We start from the raw sequence: 22,940 nt of genomic DNA, 5'->3' as shown, positions 1-22,940 counted from the left end.
GAAGGTGGGAGAAACATGAATTCGTTTGGAAGAAAGCTGCTTGGGGGAGCGTTGACCGGGGTGATGCTGATGGCTGCTGTCGGATGTGGTTCATCCAATCCGCTTGACGCAGCTTCCAGCTCACAGGGAGATTCATCGACGATAACCATAGGCTCTGCCAACTTTGCCGAAAGTGAGATACTTGCGAACATCTATGCCCAGGCTCTTGCGGCCAAGGGGATCAACACAGCTCTCAAGCCGGACATAGGCGCGCGCGATGTGTACATCGCGGCGCTCAAGGATGGTTCTATCGATCTGGTTCCCGAATACACCGGCAACCTCCTGCAATACTTTGACAAGACTTCGACTGCGCAAGGCGCGGATGCCGTCTATGCGGCAACGAAGAAGGCGCTGCCAAGCCAATTCGCAGTCCTGGACCAGGCCGATGCAGAGGATTCCGACTCAATCAACGTGACAAGGGAATACAGCGAGCAGCACCATGTCACCAGCATTGCCGACCTTGCCGGAATAAGCGGGCTCAAGATCGCTGCGGCTCCCGAATTCGCAACGAGACCCTATGGCATCAAGGGACTGAAGCAGCAATATGGCGTCGATGCGACCTTGGTCCCGATCAACGACGGTGGTGGTGCAACGACGATCAAGGCCCTGCTCGACGGTACGGTGCAGATGGCGAACATCAATACGACATCGCCGAGCATCAAGACCGACGATCTGGTGACGCTCAAGGATCCGAAGCAGATGATTCTGCCGCAGCGGGTGGTCCCTCTGATCGCGAAATCCGCCGAGTCTGACAAGGTGAGCGCCACTCTCAATGAAGTGCAGGGCAAGCTCACGACGAAGAGTCTGATGACGATGAACGGCGAAAGCGTCAACGACAGGCAGTCCGCCTCTGCGATCGCGAAGAAATGGCTGCAGGAACAGAAGCTTCTCTGACCTGCGTCCGATAGGCGACGGTTGAATTCGTGCGCTCCGACTTGCATGCCCGGGAATCCCGGAGGACCATGTGATGAGGCGAACATGACGATGCGATGTGTCGCAGTGTGCCATGTGTCGCAGTGTGCCATGTCAAGGTTATGGTTGTACGATTTTAGGTTGGGGGAATGGCCCGTCGTCGAAATCTGATGACAAGGAGCCAGACACAGTGCCGTAGTTGGGAAGATGCGGAATGTTGCATGGTACATTCATGTCGTTGCGATGGAAATGAGCAATCGATTGTGATGCGCCGTGCGACGCCGTGCTTTGCGGCATGAACCCTTGATTCGGATATAGGCAAAGGAATGAAGGAGTTGAAGTGGGACGAAAAATCATTCTTGATTGTGATCCAGGGCATGACGACGCAGTCGCTATTCTGTTGGCGCTTGGAAACGACAACATTGACCTGCTGGGAATAACAACCATCGGTGGAAACCAGACACTGCACAAGGTCACGTACAACGCACTCGCGGTCTTGGAGCAGGCGCACGCATATCAGGTGCCAGTCGCTGCAGGGTGCGCATCGCCGCTGATACGTGAATTGGAAACGGCACCGGGAGTGCATGGCGATACTGGTCTCGATGGTGTGGATCTGCCAAAGCCATCGCACGGCGTCATCGACAGGCATGCCGTCGATTTCATCATCGATACGGTCATGGGCAACGAGCCGAAGACGGTGACCCTTGTTCCCACAGGACCGCTGACGAATATCGCGATGGCCGTGCGCAAGGAGCCGCGCATCGTTGAGCGTGTGAAAGAGGTCGTTCTCATGGGTGGCGGCATCAACGTCGGCAATTGGAGCGCCGTCGCAGAGTTCAACATCAAGGTCGATCCCGAAGCCGCTCACGTGGTGTTCAACGCATCATGGCCGGTCACGATGATCGGACTGAATCTGACTCATCAGGCATTGTGCACTCCTGAGCGTCAGCGCGACATCGAATCGATAGGAACCCCAACCGCTGACTTCGTGAGTCACCTTATGGACTTCTTCCGCAAGGCATACGCCGAGAACCAAGGCTTCGTCGACCCGCCGGTGCATGACCCGTGCGCGGTCGCCTACCTTCTTGACCCCGAGGTCATCACCACACGCAAGGCTCCGATCGACATCGAGACCAAGGGCGATCTGACTTTGGGCATGACGGTCGCCGACCTGCGCGCGCCCGCACCTGCCGACTGCCATACGCAGTATGGCGAAACATTGGATGTGGACCGCTTCTGGCAGCTGATCCACGAAGCGATCGCGAACATTGGCGAAGGACTTGACAAATGACCACTGACATGAAGGCTTCCGCGAACAAGCCTGAATCGGCTTCCTCGATCATCGGCCTGATGATCGCTCTTCTGGTTGCCGTCTTCGCATTCCAGCTCAATACTTCGATGCTCTCGCCTGCCTTGGTGACCATGCAGCGAGAACTCAATACGACCGCTTCCGAAGTCGGACTGACACAGACCGTGTTCTTTACCGCAGCCGCCCTATTCTCGCTCTTCCTTCCACGCCTCGCGGATTCCGCAGGTCGCAAGAAGGTGCTCATCGGCATGCTGATCGCCACGATTGCAGGGTGCGCGGTTTCCGCTCTCGCAGTCAACATTCCCATGCTGATGCTTGGTCGTGTTCTGCAGGGTGTGTGCGGTCCGATCGTTCCTCTATGCCTCATAATGCTGCATGTTCGAGTACCTGACGACAAGCGCTATGCTCGTCTGATGGCCATCATCACATCGGTCAATGGCGGTATCGCGGGCGTCGATGCGCTGCTTGGCGGATGGCTTGCAGCCCATTACGGATTCCGCTCGATCTTCTGGACCATGGCGGGCATCGCTCTTATCGCCGTGATCATGACGGCGATCTATACTCGCGAAAGCTGGGCGGATACCAAGGCCAAGATGGATTGGATCGGTGCGATTCTGCTGGTCATCGCAATCGGAGCGCTGCTGCTTGCCGTCGATGAGATAGAGAAGCTCGCCGCGGCGAATTGGTTGTATGTCGTCATCATGCTGGTGGTGGCTGTGGTCGCCTTCGTCGTCTTCTGGAACGTCGAGAAGCGTAAGAGGGAACCGATGGTCACGACCGTGTATCTGAAGCAGCGCAGGACATGGGGCCTGCTGCTCACCACGCTGCTCACGATGACCGGCGTGTTCGCAATCATGAACGGCATCGTTCCTGCCATCGCTCAGGATGCGAAGCTCGGCGCAGGATTGAGCGCGGACGTGGCATCTCTCGCAACCCTTACGCCATACGCACTTGCGGGATTGGTGTTCGGACCCGTCGCGGGCTGGCTCACCAGCCGATATGGGTATCACAGGGTGTTGCGCTACGGCTTGGTCGCCACGGCGATCGGCGTCATCGCCATCATGTTCACTGCCACTTCCGTGAGCGTCTGGGCTCTGGTCGCCGTTTCGATCTTCGTGGGCATCACCTATGCCGGAACGGTCAACATCATGCTCAACGGTCTGGGAATCGTGCTCTCTCCGGCTGACAACACCGGTTATCTTCCCGGTCTGAACGCTGGCGCATTCAACCTTGGAGCCGGTCTGAGCTTCGCGATCCTCTATGCCGTGATGACGCAGGTCGGCGGAGGCACAAGCGTGTCCTCGTATGTGTTCAGTGTCGGCACGGGCCTTATTCTGGTCATTCTGGCTCTGGTATGCTCCTTCTTCATTCCATCGGTCGAGAAGACGGAGCAGTGAACCGCTCGGCCCGCCAGGTGATTCGCTGAGGCGGAGATGGCCGAGATGGCGGTATAACTATAGGGAGAAGCTTTGAAAGGGTGGATGCGTGAAACAGCTGAAGTTGAATAAAGACGAGATCATGGATGAACTGGATCGAATAGCTTCGTCATCTCTGGCTGCCCACGTGTCCATCGTGGGCTCGATGAATGCCGATCATGTGGTCGAGGTCGATGCGATGCCGAAGCCGGGCGAGACCATCGTCGGTGGGCCGATGGCGATTCATGCAGGCGGTAAGTCTGCGAACCAGGCGGCGAGCTGCGCGCGACTCCAGCTCCAGACCGACATGATCGGGGCGGTGGGTTCGGATGCGAATGCTGATTTCCTGCTTCACGAACTCGAGAAGGTCGGTGTCGCGACGGCTCACGTCGAACATGTCAACGGACCATCTGGTTCGACGATCATCGTGGTCGATCCCCATGGAGAGAATTTCATCGTAGTGTCTTCCGGTGCGAATGCGAAGGTCGATGCAGAGTGCATTCACAGGCATGCCGCCGTCATAGAGCGATCCGATATCCTCGGGCTCTGTCTTGAGGCGCCGCTTGCCGCAGTGATCGAAGCGGCCCATGTGGCGCATGCGGCCGACACCACAGTGCTCCTTAACATATCGCCAATGCCCGAAGACCTGAACGAGGCACTGAGGCACGCGCTGGCCGATGCTGCAGACATCGTCATCATGAACGAGCACGAAACCGCGCAGTGGCTGCGAATGGAATCGGAACCGGGCCTTGAATCCGACTGGGAATCGATCAATGACCGGCTGCATGCCACGGGGCTGGATCGGGTCGTGGTCACGCTGGGTTCGGCTGGCGCCGTCGTGCTCGACGGGCCGGACGTGGTCCATGTTCCCGCATGCAAGGTGAAGCCCGTCGATACGACGGGTGCGGGGGACTCCTTCATGGGGTCCGTGCTTGCAGGTCTTGCGAGTGGCAATGCACTGGCATCCTCGTGTACCGTCGCCTCCGCGGTTTCCGCATATTCGACGCTTGGCAGGGGTGCGCAGTCGTCCTATGGCGATGCGCAGGAGATAATCGATTTTGTGCAGGGAAACTGACTGCTGACAGCATCTGCGGTTGAACCATCGGGTTGCCATATCGTGGCAGCCCGATTTTCATATGCCGCTGCCTGCCTCCTCGGCGCTGTCGCGCTGCCTGGCGGGACGCTCGATGTGATGCAATGCCGGAATGAAGACCGGAAGCAGAGTCACGACGAGATAGAGGCTGCCGAGCAGGGCAAGGGTGGCATCAAGACCGAGCATATGCGACGCGAACCCGCCGACAAGGGAGCCGACAGGCATCAGTCCCCAAGTCAGTGCGCTCGTCAGGGACATGACCTTGCCGCGTGATGCTGCGGGGATTCTCTCATAGATGACCGCGCCGAAGATGGGATTCAGGAATCCCGAACCGAAGCCGCCTATCGCGATCACCGTGAGTATCACCGGTAGCGGAGCATTCAGGGCCATGACGATGTATCGAGGAAATCCAACGAGCAGATATCCGATCACCAGAATAGGGAAGCGTGGCAGACGATCGGCGACTACCGTCGCTATGGTGCTTCCGATCAGAGCGGGGAAGGTGAGGCACGCAAACAGAAGGCCGAGTGAGCCTGAGCCATGATGCTGGCCTATCACCCATGCAGGTGCAAGCACGTCGGTCCAGGCGATGTCAATCATATTGGTGACTGCCGGTATGAACGAGAACCCCAGGACTACCGGAATCGTGAGCAGGACCTTCCATCCCTCAGCGATGTTGCCGACATAGGCGCGAAGGTAGGAGCCAAGCTGCGTGGTGAGTGTCGTCCTGTGATGTGACCGCCTTTGCTCCGTGGCTTGCGTGGTCTGCATGGCTTGCGTTGCCTGCATAGCCTGGACGGTCTGCTGTGCCGGCACCTGCTGACTGTCTGTGTTCCGGGTCGGTGAGGCATCGGCGCGCAGTGAATCAGGGTCTGCCGTGTCCTTGATGATCTCGGTGACGGATTCGTTGCCCAGCAATGCGGGGCGGACCACGTGGCCGATCATGGACGCGCCGAATAGCAATGCCAGTGAGGTGAAGGCAAGGGCGTACGGTCCACCGACGATTCCGACGATGACCCCTCCGAGAGCGGAGCCGATGGTACCGGCAAGGTGGCTTGTGGTGCTGGAGAGGCCGGTGATCCTTTCCATCGGCTGTCTGGCGTATGCCGCGATGCTGGGAGAAAGGATGTCCTTGGCATTGTTGGAAGGCCCGCGCATGGCACCCACGATTGCGACGATTCCTATCAGCAGTGGTATCGAGAACAGGTGTGCGAACCATAGCACTGGAATCAGGGCGATGAACGCCGCACTGATGCAGTCGCATGTCACCGAGATCCGGGTGGGACCGACCTTGTCGATCAGCGGGCCGCAGAGGATGTTGGCGACGACGAGCATGCCGAGCTGGACAGCGCTCACGATTCCCGTCGCGATGGTGTTATGCGTCAGGTTCAGGACCATCCAGGGCACGGCGAGACTGCTTAGCGTGCTGCCGAACAGCGAAACGATGTCTGCACACAGCCAGGCGCCGAGAACAATATGCGTGCGTCGAACGTGGATGCGTCTCCAAGACAGCGCGCCCATCATCGGAGCAGGTCCTGAGCCACTGGGAACAGGTGGAACTGCATGGCGATGGCCCTGCTTCGATTCGGTCCCTCGGCTTGTCCTGCGATGGAGCTGTCTGGTGCGGACGCTGGCGTGTGACCGGATTCGCCGCCTTGCTCCGCAGTGCAGTCATCCGAGCCTCGCACGGTTCCATCGTCTGCACCGTCGATGTTCTTCCAGTGGACAAGCGGGTGCCTCTTCATCGCATCGAAGAGAATGCCTTGAACCTGGCTGGCGATCGAATCGGCCTCCTCGGGTGTCAGCAGCATGGCATAGTCGCTCATGGTCGATATGTCCTGCCAGGTCGAATCCATGGATTTCCAAGTGCTTGCCGCCTGCAATATCTGTCGGGAGAGTTCAGAGGCCGCCACCTGCATGAACCCGCTCGCGGCATCCAGCTCGTCCTCGGCATTCGGCGATTTCTCGGAGGGTGCATCGATGACGTTATACAGCTGCCTGGCCTTCCAGAACAGCTTTCTCCCGGAGGACAGCTTCGTGTCCTTCTCGATGAAGCCATATTTCGCAAGGATTCTCAGATGATAGCTTGTCGAACCGGTGTTGAGTCCTGTCATTCTTGCAAGATCCGTGGCGGTTGCGGAGCCGTTGAGTCTCAATATCCCCAGAAGCCGCAGACGAATCGGGTGCGTAAGCGCGCGCAGCTGTTCCGGGTTTGGCATGAGCCCCTGGGGCTGGGGCGTTCTTCCGTTGTTGCTTGATGTTGATGTCATGAATGCAAATATATCTCTGCAAAGTAATATATGCAAATATATCTTTGCATTTCTTATGATTCCTTATGGATTGTGCCGCGTACGGCACATGTTCAGAGCAGGCCGTCTACGTGAAGCGCCGTGAACATGCGGTCGAAGCATTCTTCCAGCAAGGGATGCGGCATCGCGAAGTTCATGCGGACGCAGCCGGCGCCGACAGCACCGCATTCGCGGCCATCGGTCAGGGCGACATTCGCCTTCTTCAGGAAGTAGTCTGCGGGATCGTCAAGATGCAGGGGCGAGAAGTCAAGCCATGCGATATAGGTGCCTTCTGGCCTGATGTAGCCGACCTTCGAGAATCTGCCACCCATCTCTTCGTTCACCAGGGCGGCGTTTCGTCGGACATAGTCGAACGCGCCTTCGAACCATGAAGCCCCGCCTTCATATGCCGATGTCGTCGCAATCGCACCGATCGTGGCGGTCTGATGCTCGGACCATTGTGCACGCTCCATCCACAGTTCCAAGTCATTAGGATTGGTGAGAATCACCTGTGCGCATTTTGTCCCCGGAATGTTGAATGACTTCGAGGCCGATGTCGAGGTGAATGCCTGCATCGCGGTCTGGCTGCTGATCGAGGCGAAGGGGATATGCCGGTTCCTGCCGTATGCGAAAGGTGCATGAATCTCGTCCGAGAAGATGCGAACGTCATAGCGCTGCGCCAGATCCGATAGCCTCAGCATCTCCTCGCGTGTGAGCACCTTGCCGATCGGGTTGTGAGGGTTGCAGAGCACGAATGCATGGCAGCCTTTGGCGAAGGCCCTTTCTATCGCATCGAAGTCGAAGAGCCATTCGCCCTCGGTGACTTCGGAGGAAGCCTTGCGAAGCATGGGAATCTCAAGGAGGTCAACGTCATACAGTTGCGGGACGCTCAGGAAGGGCATGTATGCCGGAGTGGGCACGATGACTGAATTGCCTGGTCTGACGATTTCTCTCAGGAAAATCTCGAACGCCTCCAGCACGTCGGGGACCGGACGGATGCACGCTGGATCGACCTTCCAGCCATAGCGCTTCTGCCAGTCGGCGCACGAGGTGGCGACCCTCTTCTTCCAGGGGTCGGGAATGTATCCCAGGCGATGGTGGTCAGAGGCCTCCTTGATCGCATCGACGACGCATGGCGCAAGGCCAAAGTCCATTTCGGCGATGAATGCACCGATGCATCCTTCGTAACGGGTCCATTTATCCGAGCCGACGGCCTGCAGGTCTTCGATCGTCGTGGCATCGACCTTGGCTGCGTCGAAGTCTGAGGAAGCGCCGTGCCTGAGTGCGGCACCTCTGAGGGTGTCTGTTGTGAGAGCTTCTGTTGTGTGGGTATCTGTTGTCATGCCGCCCATTGTCGCCGCATGATGCAACGAGCTCAACGCCGTGGCTCATCGAAATGATAATGAGCTTCCTCAAGTTGCTTATCGGGCGGGATCCTTCATGCCTGTCCGTTTCTCTCCATTCCTGTCCATCTCTGTCTGTTTCTGGACATGCCCATCGAGCACGGTCAGTTCCTCGTGAGTGCCGGTCTGAGATATTTCAGGGCAGTTCTGCGCAATTCCTCGATAAGCGACTTCATGGCGGGTCGAGCATCGCTCTTTCTCGTCACGATGCCGATTTCACGATATGCGAATTCGTCTGCGATCGGGCATGCTGTCAGGTCAGGTTGAAGATTGATATGAATGTCGAGTTCGGGAACGAGGGAAACGCCCATCCCTACTTCGACAAGATTCTGGGTCGCCCAATAGTCGTCCGTGGCGTGACGGATGTCCGGCTTGAATCCTGAGCGTGCAGCCAGCTTGACGAGATTTGCCCGGCAGGTCTCGCATCCCGCTATCCAATGTTCCTGGCGGGCGAGCGAGAGGTCGATCGGTTCCTGAGTTCCCGCGAATCGCTTCGCAATCGGGTTCTCTCGTCGAAGCAGAAGCCGCATCGGGTCGAATCCCAATGAATCGAAGTCCAGGTCTTCGGTGACGTCAAGAAAATCGGGTATCGCACGATATCGGAAGACGACCGCAGCATCGACCTTTCCCTGAGAGATGAGACCAAGCGCCTCGGGAGGCTCGAGCTGGCTGAGGCTCAGCTGAATGTCGGTGAACAGGCTGAGATTTGCAACGGAACGTGCTGCGATGGTTGAGCATATCGACGGAGGAGCGACAAGATGAAGGTGAGCATAGCGCTTGTTGCGATAGTCATCGACCTCGCGGGCTGCAGATTCCAGCCGTTCGGAGATCGCCTCGCCATAGCGCGCCAACATCGCGCCGGTTGCGGTCAGTTCGACTCCATGAGGCGTTCTGCGGACGAGCGTCGCATTTGTCTGAGCCTCCAAGCGCTTTATCTGCTGGCTGATGGCCGGTTGAGACCAGCCGAGCGCCTTCGCGGTCGCCGAGAATGAGTTGTATTGCTCGATATGCCATAGTGTGACCAGTGATTGAGGATTCAATGAGGTGCCCATAGTCCAAACTCCTTCACGCGGTCATGTCCGATGCTAGCGCCCAACTCGCCTTTGGCATTGGAATAGGAGCATTCTCCCACAGAATCATTTCGCGGGTAGGGCGATGCCGATGGGTGCGCGGCATGCGTGAGACATCACTTGCCTATGAAGCGGGGGATGAAGCGTTGCATCATGAAGGCTCCGACGAGACCTATCGAACCCATGAGCACGGCCGCAGACCAGAGTCCGGTGAGGGCTGTCATGCCTGAAATCGCAAGCGGGCCTATCGCCGATCCCGAATCGGTCGACATCCTCCAGCCGCTGAGGAAGCCCGGCATGTTATCCGGCGCGTAGCGCGAAGCCAGATCTGCTCCGAGCGTCATCACGATTCCGCTGCCAAGCCCGTTCGCCACTGAGATCAGTATCGCGATGCATACATAGGTCCATTCGGCCTGTGCGAATGGCATCAGGAGATGGCCGATGCTGATGCCGACGAGAACGGGAACCGCGGCCCACCGCCTGCCGAAGCGATCCATGATCTGTCCGGAAGTGTAGAACAGCGAAAGGTCGACGGCTCCCGCGACACCCATGATCAGGGCGATATGAGGCGCTGAGATGTTGAGCTGCACGCCCCACAGAGGAAGGATCACCTGTCGTGAGGCTCGCATCATCTGCAGGATGCCCGCTGCGGTTCCCATGCGGCACAGAACCGTGAAGTATCTGATGAGCGGGAAGCGCAGCAGTCTGGTCATGAAGGCGGAGGATTCGCTTATGCCGCCTTCGGCGCCCGCGCTCTCGATCACCCCCTGTGATGTGACGTGAGAGATGCCTATGCGGCGTGCGGATGACGGGACGGCCGCATTCATAGACTTTCCGCCCCTTCTGCGTTCGGCGCGAGTCCTGTTGGCCGCCAGCAGCTTCTCCGGATCTGGCGTGACCTGCAGCACGACCAGCACGATAATGCAGGCGGCGACGTGAATCCAATACACGCTGCGCGATCCAGCCAGGGCTATCAGAGGGGAGGCGATGAACGGCCCGACGAAATAGCCGATGCGAGTCGTGCCGCCGAGCAGTGACATGGCCCGTGCTCGATACCATGGCGGGGTCCATGCGGTGAGAAATGCGTGTCGGGCAAGATTGAAGGTTGCCGAAGCTATGCCTATGATCAGGACTCCCGCCGCAAGTACCGCAAGATTGGGTGCATGCCAGCAGAAGATGGCCGAAACGATGGCAAGCACCGCGGCTATGCGCATTGCCACGGTCTCGCCCCATTTGTTGACGATGAAGCCGCTGGGGACGTCACCCAGCACCACGCCTATCATCAGCAGCCCCGAGATGATTCCGGCGGTCGCCAGGTTTGCCCCCAGGGCCTTGGCAGTCAGGGGGACTATTGGAATGAGCGAACCTTCGCCGGTCGCGAAGAGGATTGCAGGCATGTATACGGGCACAAAAAGATGATGAAGAAAATCCGTTTGCTCGGATTTCGCCTTCTGACTGCTTTCCTCTGACATTCTGCTGCGCTTCCCCCTGATTCCTCGATCTGCGGACCCCTTTGCCATTGCATGGCGTTTCCCTGAATCGCAGTATATCCATTCGTCGGCATCGTCGGAAGGAACATTCCACAGTGCGTAAACTTACGCAACATACATTTGTAAAATAGTCTTCTATAAGTTGGCATGAGCATCTCAATGCAAAGGCAAGGCGGCCGGGTGTTGAAGTGTGATGGGGGGGGGGCGATCTGTCGCCATGCGCCGGATGCTTCCTTCGCCATGAATGCCTATGACATCCATAGGAAGCAGCTGACGATTCAGGGTTCGTTCATCGATCTGCTCTCCTTCTCGGATGCGATGGCTCTGCTCGCTTCGGGGAAGGCCGACGTTGAACCGCTGATCGGTCATGTTCTTGGACTCGAACAGGTGCAGGATTTTCTCGATGGAAAGATTTCCGGCGTTTCGAAGGTTGTGGTGAGGATTCAGGATTGATGCCGACGAAGCGGCGTGCAGGAATCTCCAATCGGGAATACGATGGGGCTCGTCAGGGCATTGGAATGCGGCTGCGGTGGTGCCATCGCGGCCTAGGCCTGTGGCGAAGGAACCAGCGTCCGCATCAACATATCCAGCAATGGAAAAGTGAGGAATCATGACAGTAATGACCACATTCACCACCGACGTTCAGCACGTCGGCTTGCCAACGTCCGATCTGGACGGGACGATCGAATTCTACAAGAACGTGATGGGCTTCGAAGTCGCAGGAGTGTTCAGGAATGGCGATTCACGCTGCGCGTTCCTTCGATATGGGCATATCACCTTGGAAAGCTGGGAGGTCGAGGAATCGCAGATGGCGGACGGAGCATGGAACCATCTTGCCCTTGACTGCAAGGACATCGATGCTGCATTTGAAAATGCCAAGGCGCTTGGCCTGGACCTGATCGACAAAGAGGTGCAAAGCATTCCATCGTTCTGGGACAACGGCATTCGTTACTTCAACATTCATGGTCCGAACAAGGAAATCATCGAGTTCTGCCAGATCGTCTGAATCATGTGACGATGGGGAGGCCAAGGTTGCGAGTCACCTGAGTCTGCCATGCAGGTGACTTGCCGCTCTGGGTGCCGCAGACCAGATCGACGTATGGCGATACGAGTCGCAGCGCAGCGGCGACGATGCTTTGGTCGCGCAGACGAAGGCTGCATCTCAGGTTGAATTCATCGACGAACGGTCTCTTCGCGAGTGCCCTCCGTATTAGCTCCTTCACATGGCGTCATCGAGATATTGCGATGCCTCGCTTCCGAGAATCACATCGCTGGCAAACATCATGCTCATGTTCTTCATGGCTGCGGCAACGTGGTCGAGCCATAGCTCCGCCATCGCTGACGCGTCGGAATCATGGATCATCATGCATGGGAACGGAATAGCTCCTTGATTCCATGGAACGGGCGAACGAGGTTATCGCCCTGTCGACTTCGGCATAATATCCCTCATCCAGGGGAGAGGGTTCAAAACTGATGGTGCGGCGTGCGACTGCGCCTCCATGCAGATCGATGGCGCACATGGTCACATCGCGTGCATCGAAGCACCGACTGCGATATGCGATTCCGCCTCGAAGGCATGCTGCTGGGCTCTTATCGTTTCAACCTCCTGCGATGACATGAAGAGGCGCCGTTCGGACACAGTTCTCGCCGGACACTGTTCTCGCCAGACATTGTTCTCGAATGCAGCACGGCGTGAAAAGAATAGAAACACTTGCTGACTCTTACTTCGCTTTGATTGCGATATCTCGTATTTTTTTGAACTGACTTCAGTTGAAATGGGGCAGAATCCGCATGTTGACGGAGAATCGCAGAAAGAAACTGGAAAACTTGCGAAACAATTTCTCAAGTCCTATACTGAGTCAAGCCTAAAGAGGGTAGGGAGCCTGAATGGGCAGCAACTATGGCGTTGCGAATTCGAAGGTCAAGGAGGAGACTTCGCATGAAGAGAAAAAGTGCGGTTCTGAAACTTGGTGCCATGGCATGCGTTGCGGTGTTTGCACTGTCCGCATGCGGTGGCAGCGGCAGTTCAGCGACCGGAAAGAACGGCAAGCCAACCATCAACGTACAGGTCATTTTGGATGCACGAGCAGAAAAAATGCAGAAAATGGGTTGGACGAAGCAACTGGCGGCTGCCTGCGATTGCAATATCAACTGGATCAACACCGGCAGTGCCGCATGGTCCAACCAGAAGCAGGCGACGCTCGCCTCAGGTGATGTCGCCGACGTTACCATCGGCGGCTATGGCTCTGGTGATATGAGCACATACGGTAGCTTGTTCATGGACCTGAAGCCAGAGCTCAAGAGCATGCCGAATGTATCGAAGATGTTCAAGACCGACCCCTATTCAGAAGTCGTATCTACGACCTATGACGGCAAGATCTATGGAACCCCCGTTGTCGCGCGTCCCGTGACGGCAAGGACCAGCAACCATATGTTCATCAACAAGACCTGGCTCGACAAGCTTGGTCTCAAGGTTCCGACCACATGGGCCGAGCTCGAGCAGGATCTGATCGCCTTCAAGAACGACGATCCTAACGGCAACGGCAAGGCCGATGAGATTCCTATGGACTTCTATACTCCAGGAACCGATAATTTCTGGCTCTTCCAGCCGAACGTCCTGCTTTCGAGCATGGGAATCGTCGTTCCTAACGGACCTCTCGGCATGTATGTGGATAATGGCAAGGTCAAGAACTATCTGACCGATACTCGCTATAAGACCTTGATCGAATACATGAACAAGCTGTGGAACGATGGTGTGATTTCTCCCGAGGCATTCACGCATGACTGGTCAAAGTTCACCAGCACCGCAAAGGGCAATGGCAAGACCGCAACAGTCGGATTCGAATGGATGTGGACTCCTGCAGGTACTTTCGGAGCCGACAACTACGACCAATACGTGACCATTCCTTCTCTTGAACAGAGTGCGAATCAGAAGACCTCTCCAGTGTGGTCGTATAACGGCGATGACCTTGCCTACAAGATCGATGCAGCCGTGGTGTCTTCCAAGGTGGCCGACGCTCAGAAAACAGCCGCTCTCAAGTTCGTCGATGCCTTCTACTCGGCCGACATGTCCGTTCAGGCACGCTATGGCGCATTCGGAACTGCCGTCAAGAAGCTCGGAACCAACCACTACAAGATTCTCAACGCACCCAAGGGTCATGAGGAATCCGACTGGATGTTCTATCAGGCACTGGGCGATGCCGCTCCAGGCTGGATCAACACCGACATGAAGCTCGACCTTCCAACTCTCGATGCACAGGTCAAGCCAGTCGATGCCGTGTATGACAAGGATTACAAGAACGTCAACTTCAACAAGGACATTCTCTACCAGAACATGCCTGCCACCAAGACCCAGAGTGACACGATGGACACGAACACGACCAATTACGCACAGTATGCGATGAGCTAGTTCTCCCAGTGGGTCACCAAGGGCGGCGTGGACGCAGGCTGGGACGCTTACGTTGCGAAGCTCAACCAGAACCATCTGAGCGAGAACGTGAAAATCGAACAGCAGGTCTACAACACCTATGTCAAGCGCATGAAGAAGCTGGGAGTCAATCTCAACAACTTCAACGAGTGACATAAGGCAAGCAACAACCAAACAGTGATATGAAACTGGGAGCGCAAGTGGTCCGATGCCGCTCCCAGCTTCATGTTCGCGGGCGATTCGCAAATTCGCGTGAATCGTGCATATTACAGAGAATGAAGTGAAACTATGACTACAAGGCAACGTCATCACGTGCCTGATGCTATCCATACCAATGGCGCTCCGATGAATCCCTGGTGGGCCAATGCAGTTGTATATCAGATATATCCGCGATCCTTCCAAGATGGAAACGGCGACGGTTACGGAGATCTGCAAGGCATTATCTCTCGCTTGGATTATCTGGCAGAACTTGGCATCGATGCGATATGGCTCAGCCCTGTGTACCGTTCCCCCCAGGACGACAACGGGTATGACATTTCCGATTATCGCGATATCGATCCTCTGTTCGGCACGCTTGAGGATATGGACAGGCTCATCGAACGCGCCCACGAGCTTGGCATCAAGATCGTGATGGACCTTGTAGTGAATCACACTTCTGACGAACACGCCTGGTTCCAAGCCTCCAGAGACAAGAATTCACCATATGCAGACTGGTATTGGTGGAGACCTGCACGTGAAGGCTTTGAACCTGGCACGCCTGGTGCAGAACCGAATCGCTGGGGCGGTAGCTTCGGTGGGTCGGCCTGGAAATATGACACCGAGCGTGGAGAATATTATCTCCACACCTTCTCGAAGAAACAGCCTGATCTGAACTGGGAGAACCCCAAGGTTCGCCACGCTGTCTACGACATGATGAACTGGTGGCTCGATCGGGGCATCGACGGTTTCCGCATGGATGTCATTACCTTGATATCCAAGCGCATCGATGACGAAGGCCATCTACCAGGAGAGAGCCATGGTGCGATTCAAGACCTTCCTGTCGGTGAGGAAGGCTATTCCAGCCCATGGCCGTTCAGCATGGACGGTCCGCGACTGGATGAATTCCTGAAGGAAATGCGTCATGAAGTCTTCGAGGGAAGAACCGGGTATCTCACCGTTGGCGAGGGCCAGGGCATTTCATCGAAGCGCAACGAGTCCATCACCGATCCGGCCAACAGGGAATTGGATATGATCTTCCTCTTCGACCATGTCGGTGTCGATCAGGATGGCTCGAAGTGGGGCATGACCAAGCTGGAACTTCCAAGGCTCAAGCGGGCTATGATCGAGCAGCAGGAGGCAGTCCACAGCAAAGGTTGGGCAAGCCTATACTTCAACAATCACGATCAACCTCGTGCACTGTCCAGATGGGGAGACACCTCCACGCCTCAGTTGCGCGTCAAGTCAGCCAAGGCTCTTGGACTGCTGCTGCATATGCATCGTGGCACTCCATATGTCTATCAGGGCGAGGAAATCGGCATGACCAATGCCGGCTTCACCAAGCTCGATCAATACCAGGACCTTGAATCGATCAATGCCTTCCATCAGCGCGTCGATGAGGCGAAGCTGCAGGACGCCGATTCCATGATGGCGTCGCTTGGGCAGGCCAGCAGAGACAATGCTCGTACGCCGATGCAGTGGGACAGCAGCACTTTCGCTGGATTCACGAGTCCGGAAGGATCAGCCAAGCCATGGCTTTCGGTCAATCCAAATGCTTCCGATATCAATGTGGAGGCTGAAAAAACCGATCCGGATTCAGTCTTCAACTTCTACCGCAGGCTTATCGAACTCAGACATGGCGATGACGCGATAGCCGCCGGCGATTTCTCGCCGTTGGACATTGACGACGATCAGGTCTATGCCTTCACGCGTTCGCTTGAAGATCGAACTCTGCTCTGCATCATCAATGTCTCATCGCATAACGCCGTGATTCCAAGCCAGAGTGCTCGTCTGCTCAGAGGCGATTTCGCAGCTGAGCGGCTTGTCATTGCAAATTCAGATGTTGATGAACTACGTCAAACCATGCACGAGGGCCAATTAGCACCATGGTCCGCATTTGTGTACCAAATCTAGGATAGGAGAGGATCCATGGATGCTAACATGAGCAACGTCAAACCCGCTGCAAAGAATAAGACTCAGGCCAAGACCCCGACACGGCACCGCGTTTCAATGTACAGAAGATTGGTCGAGCACTTCCATCTGTATTGGCAGCTCTGGGCATTCACCTTGCCTTCCATTGCCTTCGTGCTGCTGTTCGCCTACGTCCCGATGTACGGAGTCCAGCTTGCATTCCGTCAGTTTGACTTCACGAAGGGTCTGACAGGCGGCACATGGATGGGCATGCAGTACTTCGAACAGTTCTTCCGTGACCCAATGTTCGTTGAAATCCTCACCAACACCTTCAGAATCAGTATGTGGACGCTGGTCATGGGCTTCATTGCCCCGATCATCCTTGCGCTGCTGATCAACCAGATCGGCAGCCCAAAGGTCAAGAGCTTCGTACAGACCATCACCTACATGCCGCACTTCATCTCCACGGTCGTCATGGTCTCGATCCTGCAGATCTTCCTCGCCCCGTCAACCGGTCTGCTTGGCCGGTTCCTTGGCCGCACCAGCATTCTCGGCAACCCGAACGACTTCACTCCAATCTACTGGATCTCTGAAGTCTGGCAGCATGCGGGATGGAATTGCATCATCTATCTCGCCGCGCTTTCATCGGTTGATCTCGCGCTCTATGAGGCTGCTCGCATCGATGGTGCAGGCAGACTTCAGCTTATCCGCTACGTTGATATTCCAACGATCATGCCAACCGTTGGCGTGCTGTTGATCTTGAACATGGGTTCTGTGCTCGGCGTTGGATTCGAAAAGGTCTGGCTGATGCAGAACACCTTGAACATCGGCGCTTCTGAAGTCATTTCAACATATACCTACCGCATAGGTCTGTTGAACAATCAGTTCTCATATTCGACTGCAATAGGTCTATTCAACTCTCTGGTGAACTTCTTCTTCCTGATCATGGCCAACTTCATAGCCAAGCGCACCAGCGATACGAGCATCTTCTAGGAAGGTAGCGAAAATGACATCTTCAATGCAAAACAATGAGCCGATTACCCAGGCAACGACGGTCGCCAATCCAAGCAACAAGCGTGAGATCATTGCGTGGAACCGCCATCGCCGTCAGGACAGGACCGTTTCTGATTGGATCGTGGATTCGATCATTGCAATCATCGTGATTGCTGTGATCGTCGCGATTATCTATCCGCTATGGTTCATCATCATCGCATCGTTCTCATCGCCAACAGCAGTTTCGATCGGTGACGTGACCTTCTGGCCAAAGGGTACGAGTCTGACCGGATATGCGAAGATTCTGACGGATACCCGAATCTGGATGGGTTATCGCAATACCCTCCTCTACAGCATCGTCGGCACCGCGGTGAATCTGCTCGTCACCATTCCCGCTGCCTACGCTCTGTCTCGTAGAGAGTTCAAGCCACGTCGCATCATCATGTTTCTCTTCACCTTCACGATGTTCTTCAGCGGTGGACTGATTCCAAGCTACCTGCTGATGAAGCAGCTTGGTCTGATCAACAGCATGTGGGTCTTCATCCTTCCAGGCGCCTTCAGCGTCTACAACATGATCATCGCCCGTTCGTTCTTCGAGACTTCGATTCCTGAGGAGTTGCGCGATTCCGCACGGGTCGACGGCGTGTCCTACTTTGGATTCTTCTTCAAGATCGTGCTGCCATTGTCAGGAGCGATCCTTGCCGTCATAGGTCTCTACTTCTTCGTTGGTCATTGGAATGATTACTTCACAGGTCTTATCTATATCCGAGACGAGGGGAAGTATCCATTGCAGAACGTCTTGCAGATGATTCTGCTCACGAACCAGACCACTCAGGGTTCCGGCAATGTCGGCATGTCCGCTACGCAGGCGCAGAACTTTGCGGATCAGATCAAGTTCGGCATCATCATCGTCTCAAGCCTTCCGTTGCTGGTACTGTATCCGTTCCTCCAGAAGTACTTCAACAAGGGCGTCATGATCGGCGCTGTCAAGGGCTGATTCTTTGCATGGGAACTGTGCTTCTCCGGTGGCTCATCGGCATTCGTGATGCCGAGTATGATTGGGGTCTCATCGCATGAAACACAGTTTCCATTTTTTATTGAGCTGATATGTGTCGCAATTATTCACACCAAACGAGAGTCGTATTACATTTCAATGTGGAAATGCCATGAGGGGCATTCCCCACCAAGTTCGATCCATCGGTTAACCGAAACCAGAAAGAGAATTCACTTCCTATGACTGCTGCAACACACAATAATCCTCGCAAGGTGTTCCCACGTGGGGCTCATCCGTTGATGCGACCGGAATTCGTGGTGCAGGGAGACCGCTGGCGCATCGCTCTGCTCAGCGATGCCTTGGTTCGCGTCGAGTGGTCGGAGACAGGGGTTTTCGAGGATCATTGCACGCAGATGGTGCTGAACCGCGACTTCAAGAAACCCGAAGACATTCATATGCGCCGCTATGAGCAGGATGGCAGACTCATTATCGACACCCCTGCCATCCATCTGAGCTATGATCGTCTGCCTTTCACCAAGGAAGGGTTGCAGATCACGGCCAAGGGCATGAGCGGCTTTTGCGACACCTGGCATTATGGCGATGACCAGCATGCGAATCTGATGGGCACGGCGCGTACACTTGACGGAGCAGACGGTCCGACTGACCTTGAAATCGGTCTGAATTCGACCGATGGGTGGGCTGTCATCGATGATTCGGCCTCGAACATTCTGGTGAAGAAACCGAGTGGCGGCAACTCACAGGACAATGCCGACATGAGCGTCGGAGAGGGCAATGTCAGTGTCGAAACGCGTTCCGAACCAGAACTCGACCTTTATTTCTTTGGCTATGGCCATCATTATCGCGAGGCTGTTCAGGATTTCTATCAGCTTTCGGGCCCAACGCCGCTGCTGCCGCGCTTCGCACTGGGCAACTGGTGGAGCCGCTATTACCGCTATGACGCAGACGAATACCTTGCGCTGATGGACCGATTCAGCAGCGAAGGCATCCCGTTCACGACATCCGTGATCGACATGGATTGGCACATCACCGATGTTGAGCCGCGCTTTGGATCCGGATGGACCGGTTACACCTGGAACAAGGAGCTGTTCCCAGATCCGCAAGGCTTCCTGCATGCGCTGCACGAGCGCGGATTGCATACGACTCTGAACGTACACCCGAGAGACGGTGTCCGGGCCTTCGAAGACGCATATAAGAAAATGACCACAACACTCGGCATCGATCCCAAGAGCGGAGAGGCTGTCGAATTCGATCTGACGAATCCGAAATTCGTCGATGCATATTTCGACATGCATCACGATCTGGAAAGGGAAGGCGTCGATTTCTGGTGGATCGACTGGCAGCAGGGTGGCGTGACCAAGCAGATCGGTCTTGACCCACTGTGGATGCTGAATCACCTGCACTATCTCGACTCGGCGCGTGACGGCAGGTGGCCACTCACCTTCTCGCGCTATGCGGGGCCGGGGTCGCACCGCTATCCGATAGGTTTCTCAGGCGATACCGTGGTGAGCTGGAACTCCTTGAAATTCCAGCCATATTTCACTGCAACGGCATCGAATATCGGCTTTGGATGGTGGAGCCACGACATTGGCGGGCATCTTTCAGGATTGCGTGACGAAGAGCTTGAGGCTCGCTGGTATCAGCTGGGGGCATTCAGTCCCATCAATCGTCTGCATTCGAGCAATTCGCCGTTCAACGGCAAGGAACCGTGGAATTTCCATGAGCCAGTGCGCAGCGCCATGATCGACGTGCTGAGATTGCGACAGGCCTTGATTCCATATCTCTACACGATGAATTGGCATAATGCCCAGGATGGCATCGAACTGATCGAGCCAATGTATTGGGAGCATCCTGAAATCGGGCATGCATACGATGTGAGGAACGAATATACCTTTGGTTCGGAACTGATCGTCGCCCCGATCACAGAGCCCGTCGACCGCGAAGTCATGCGGGCGAAGACGAAGGTCTGGCTTCCGCAGGGCACGTGGTTCGACTGCCTTACCGGTCGTTCATATGCAACCGATTCCAGCGATGGCATGAATTTCTTCGCGTGGAGGACCATAGATCAGATTCCGGTCTTTGCAAAGGCCGGCGGCATCGTACCGATGCAGAGCGATCGGTCCTCCAACGATATGCACAACCCCGCTGCCATGGATCTCCTGGTGTTCCCTGGCGCAGATGGGGACTTTACGTTGATCGAAGATGACGGACACTATTCGGCAGATGGTGATGCATCTGCGATGAAGGTTGCAGAGACGCCGATTCACTTCGATCACGCGCAGGGAACGTTGACCATTGGCAAGGTTCAGGGCGAGCAAGGCATCGTTCCTGCACAGCGCAGCTGGAAAGTGACCTTCCGTGGTGTTCAGCCGAGCGAGCTCACGGTCAACGGTCAACGTGCAGCGCATGCCAGCTATGACGCACAGACGTTGAGCCTGACCGTTGAAATTCCAGCGACATCGAGCGATTCGACAATCACGGTAGCATCGTCTGCAGGAATTGAGATTGCAGGCAACCCACTCGAAGAGGATCTCTTCAAGCTTTTCATGGATGCCCAGATCCCCTATGAACTCAAGGAGAATGCATATCGTGAGCTCCATGAGCATGGCATCAAGGTCCTGCCGGCGTTGGCGACCATGGAATATGTGGGTCATGATAGGCAAGGGCAACGGCAGACGTATCATCTATCGGATGCTGTGATCAGTGCAGTCGAAGAGATCATGTTTCGCTCCTGATCGGCGTCCCAGGGTCACCGATGCGAAGCGGGCAGGAACAGAAAAGAGTGTGGTATGAGAAGATTTGCGTTGGGCTATGAATATCTGGCGCGTATCGTTCTGATGATCCTGGTGGTGAACATTGCGATCATCGTTCATACGTTGTTCGGCCTGGTAATCGGTGGATTCTTCCCATCGATTTCCGCAGCATACTCGACGTACCGCAGGTGGATACTGTCGATTGACGACCGTTCATGGTCCATTTCCAAGACCTGGAAGGTATTCTTCCAGGAATGGAAATCAGATTTCGTGGGGGCGAACGTCTTCGGCTGGGTGCAATTCCTGATCTGGGCGGCATTGCTTTGGGAGTATTGGTTCGTGCAGCATAATAACCTTGGACGCATGGGATTCGCCGTTTCGGGAATTCTCCTGCTCATCAATATCATCTATATGCTGTTTATTCTCGAAAGCTGGGCGATCCGTTCGCATTTCAACGAACGCGTCGGGTGGATCATTCGTACCACATTCACGATGCTTCTTGTGCGCCCGATGTGCACCTTCTTCGTGCTCGTGGTTGCGCTCCTTGTTGGCGTTGCCTATTACAAATGGCCAGGTCTGATGATGGCATGCGGCATCTCGATTCCCATCTTCACCACGATGATGTGCATCTATTCCTGGGGGAAGCTGCCGAGCATGGACATCCATCAGATCGAGCCGTTGGAGGAGGATTTGAAGAAGCGGCATCATGCACACGACGACGATCAGCAATGATGACGCATTGATCCGACTACGATGGACGATTGTCGACGCTGACTGATGATGATGATGGTTGATAAGGGAGATGCACATGACTGCAGATGACGATCAAGCCCGTAACGAGCGCTTATCAAGGAATTCGAACGTTGCTCTCACGCCTGAGCAGTTGGATGCCGTGGCGGCTCTGGCAAAGAACAACCGATATGCGAAGCAGTCTTCGTGGAAAACGTTGAAGGAACTGCCCTTGAAGCAGCGCATGAGCTTCTTCGTCGAGCATTTCCTTGCTGCGATCATCGCCATTGCCATAGCCCTTGCCCTCATCATTGCATTCATCGTGAGCTACGTGACCAAGGCGCCAGACCCTGAATTGACGGTGCAGGGATTCGACATGTCGAATTACTCCGGGCAATTCGACACCTTGCGCAACGAGTTTGTCTCCTCGCAAGGGTTGAAGGATAAGCGTCTGGTCGACGTTGCCGGAGACATGGACATCCTGACGAATGCCTCATCCGACGATTCCGCGAAAGTCCTGGCAATGGTAAGCGCGGGGCAGATCAATGTCGTGTTCGGCAATAAGGCGAACTTCGCCTCTCTCAACAAGCGAGGTCTGGTGTCATCCGTCAAGTCTGTGCTTGGCAAGACCGGCATGAAAAAGTATGCCAGTGCCTGGGTCGATGCAAAGGGAGCGCACACCACAGATGCTTCCAAGGTCGTCGGTCTCGATCTGTCGCACGCAAGGAAGTGGAAGTCTGCCGGTCTTCCTGACAATATCTATATCGGTTTCAGCAATGTGGAAAAGACCAAGACCTACGCCAGGCATTTTATCGCCTTCCTGGACATCCGATAGTGAGCGGGTCAAGCTTTCCATGTTGATTGTGACCAGGGCTTTCTGTGGTCTTTCAGCAGATTCTTA

At 55.6% G+C, this 22,940-nt stretch carries 21 protein-coding genes; 14 read left to right on the top strand and 7 right to left on the bottom strand.

Features of this window, described 5'->3' with window-relative positions:
- Positions 1-15: 15 nt before the first annotated feature.
- From QN062_RS04690 to QN062_RS04675, 4 genes are all read left to right on the top strand, one after another.
- Positions 16-933, top strand: a complete 918-nt coding sequence (locus QN062_RS04690) for an ABC transporter substrate-binding protein (RefSeq protein ID WP_369342428.1) — start codon at positions 16-18, stop codon at positions 931-933.
- A gap of 358 nt (positions 934-1,291) precedes the next feature.
- Entirely contained in the window at positions 1,292-2,242 is a 951-nt protein-coding gene (locus QN062_RS04685) for a nucleoside hydrolase (protein ID WP_369342427.1), read from the top strand.
- Entirely contained in the window at positions 2,239-3,657 is a 1,419-nt protein-coding gene (locus QN062_RS04680) for an MFS transporter (RefSeq protein WP_369342426.1), read from the top strand. Before QN062_RS04685 ends, QN062_RS04680 begins: the two co-directional genes overlap by 4 nt.
- An 88-nt stretch (positions 3,658-3,745) precedes the next feature.
- Positions 3,746-4,750, top strand: a complete 1,005-nt coding sequence (locus QN062_RS04675) for a ribokinase (protein ID WP_369342425.1) — start codon at positions 3,746-3,748, stop codon at positions 4,748-4,750.
- A 57-nt stretch (positions 4,751-4,807) separates the two neighbouring features.
- Here the strand turns inward: QN062_RS04675 and QN062_RS04670 are convergent, their stop codons facing one another.
- The 5 genes from QN062_RS04670 to QN062_RS04650 all read right to left on the bottom strand — a co-directional run bounded on the left by QN062_RS04670 (position 4,808) and on the right by QN062_RS04650 (position 11,001).
- Positions 4,808-6,292, bottom strand: a complete 1,485-nt coding sequence (locus QN062_RS04670) for an MFS transporter (protein ID WP_369342424.1) — start codon at positions 6,290-6,292, stop codon at positions 4,808-4,810.
- The gene (locus tag QN062_RS04665) at positions 6,289-7,038 is read right to left on the bottom strand and encodes an ArsR family transcriptional regulator (RefSeq protein ID WP_369342423.1); all 750 of its coding nucleotides are present in this window, start codon (positions 7,036-7,038) and stop codon (positions 6,289-6,291) included. The genes QN062_RS04670 and QN062_RS04665 overlap by 4 nt, the downstream gene beginning before the upstream one ends.
- Before the next feature lie 92 nt (positions 7,039-7,130).
- The gene (locus QN062_RS04660; RefSeq protein WP_369342422.1) at positions 7,131-8,399 is read right to left on the bottom strand and encodes a MalY/PatB family protein; all 1,269 of its coding nucleotides are present in this window, start codon (positions 8,397-8,399) and stop codon (positions 7,131-7,133) included.
- A 164-nt stretch (positions 8,400-8,563) separates the two neighbouring features.
- The gene (locus QN062_RS04655) at positions 8,564-9,511 is read right to left on the bottom strand and encodes a LysR family transcriptional regulator (RefSeq protein WP_369342421.1); all 948 of its coding nucleotides are present in this window, start codon (positions 9,509-9,511) and stop codon (positions 8,564-8,566) included.
- Positions 9,512-9,645: 134 nt separating this feature from the next.
- Positions 9,646-11,001: an MFS transporter gene (locus tag QN062_RS04650; protein ID WP_369342420.1), complete on the bottom strand. Its 1,356-nt coding sequence runs from the start codon at positions 10,999-11,001 to the stop codon at positions 9,646-9,648.
- Between the two features lie 201 nt (positions 11,002-11,202).
- Here QN062_RS04650 and QN062_RS04645 point away from each other — a divergent pair, with 201 nt between their 5' ends.
- Together QN062_RS04645 and QN062_RS04640 are read left to right on the top strand one after the other, a co-directional pair.
- Positions 11,203-11,472 (top strand): hypothetical protein, encoded by a 270-nt coding sequence (locus QN062_RS04645; protein ID WP_369342419.1) that lies wholly within the window; start codon positions 11,203-11,205, stop codon positions 11,470-11,472.
- Between the two features lie 166 nt (positions 11,473-11,638).
- Complete coding sequence (locus tag QN062_RS04640; RefSeq protein ID WP_394854740.1) at positions 11,639-12,025, top strand: VOC family protein; 387 nt, start codon at positions 11,639-11,641, stop codon at positions 12,023-12,025.
- Between the two features lies 1 nt (position 12,026).
- Here the strand turns inward: QN062_RS04640 and QN062_RS04635 are convergent, their stop codons facing one another.
- A complete protein-coding gene (locus QN062_RS04635; RefSeq protein WP_369342418.1) occupies positions 12,027-12,242 on the bottom strand; it encodes a hypothetical protein in 216 nt (71 codons plus the stop codon).
- A gap of 129 nt (positions 12,243-12,371) precedes the next feature.
- Positions 12,372-12,545 (bottom strand): hypothetical protein, encoded by a 174-nt coding sequence (locus QN062_RS04630; protein WP_369342417.1) that lies wholly within the window; start codon positions 12,543-12,545, stop codon positions 12,372-12,374.
- A gap of 413 nt (positions 12,546-12,958) precedes the next feature.
- On the opposite strand from QN062_RS04630, the gene QN062_RS04625 reads away from it, so the two are divergent.
- The 8 genes from QN062_RS04625 (at position 12,959) to QN062_RS04590 (ending at position 22,874) form a co-directional block, all read left to right on the top strand.
- Complete coding sequence (locus QN062_RS04625) at positions 12,959-14,428, top strand: ABC transporter substrate-binding protein (protein ID WP_369342416.1); 1,470 nt, start codon at positions 12,959-12,961, stop codon at positions 14,426-14,428.
- A 27-nt stretch (positions 14,429-14,455) separates the two neighbouring features.
- Positions 14,456-14,599 carry a hypothetical protein gene (locus QN062_RS04620; RefSeq protein ID WP_369342415.1) on the top strand — a complete coding sequence of 48 codons (144 nt, stop codon included), beginning with the start codon at positions 14,456-14,458 and terminating at the stop codon, positions 14,597-14,599.
- Between the two features lie 135 nt (positions 14,600-14,734).
- Positions 14,735-16,555, top strand: a complete 1,821-nt coding sequence (locus QN062_RS04615) for an alpha-glucosidase (RefSeq protein WP_369342414.1) — start codon at positions 14,735-14,737, stop codon at positions 16,553-16,555.
- A gap of 96 nt (positions 16,556-16,651) precedes the next feature.
- On the top strand, positions 16,652-17,545 hold the full coding sequence (locus tag QN062_RS04610) for an ABC transporter permease (RefSeq protein ID WP_369342546.1): 894 nt from the start codon (positions 16,652-16,654) through the stop codon (positions 17,543-17,545).
- Positions 17,546-17,558: 13 nt separating this feature from the next.
- Positions 17,559-18,542: a carbohydrate ABC transporter permease gene (locus QN062_RS04605; RefSeq protein WP_394854685.1), complete on the top strand. Its 984-nt coding sequence runs from the start codon at positions 17,559-17,561 to the stop codon at positions 18,540-18,542.
- A 236-nt stretch (positions 18,543-18,778) separates the two neighbouring features.
- Positions 18,779-21,292: a TIM-barrel domain-containing protein gene (locus QN062_RS04600; protein ID WP_369342413.1), complete on the top strand. Its 2,514-nt coding sequence runs from the start codon at positions 18,779-18,781 to the stop codon at positions 21,290-21,292.
- A gap of 54 nt (positions 21,293-21,346) precedes the next feature.
- A complete protein-coding gene (locus QN062_RS04595; protein WP_369342412.1) occupies positions 21,347-22,042 on the top strand; it encodes a YesL family protein in 696 nt (231 codons plus the stop codon).
- Positions 22,043-22,118: 76 nt separating this feature from the next.
- Positions 22,119-22,874, top strand: coding sequence for a hypothetical protein (locus QN062_RS04590; protein WP_369342411.1), 756 nt, complete (start codon positions 22,119-22,121; stop codon positions 22,872-22,874).
- Positions 22,875-22,940: the final 66 nt, after the last annotated feature.

It is taken from the genome of Bifidobacterium sp. WK012_4_13 (assembly GCF_041080835.1).
Lineage (GTDB): Bacteria > Actinomycetota > Actinomycetes > Actinomycetales > Bifidobacteriaceae > Bombiscardovia > Bombiscardovia fermentum.
Note: the sequence above shows the minus strand (reverse complement) of the source record. Positions and strands in the feature narration are given on the sequence as shown.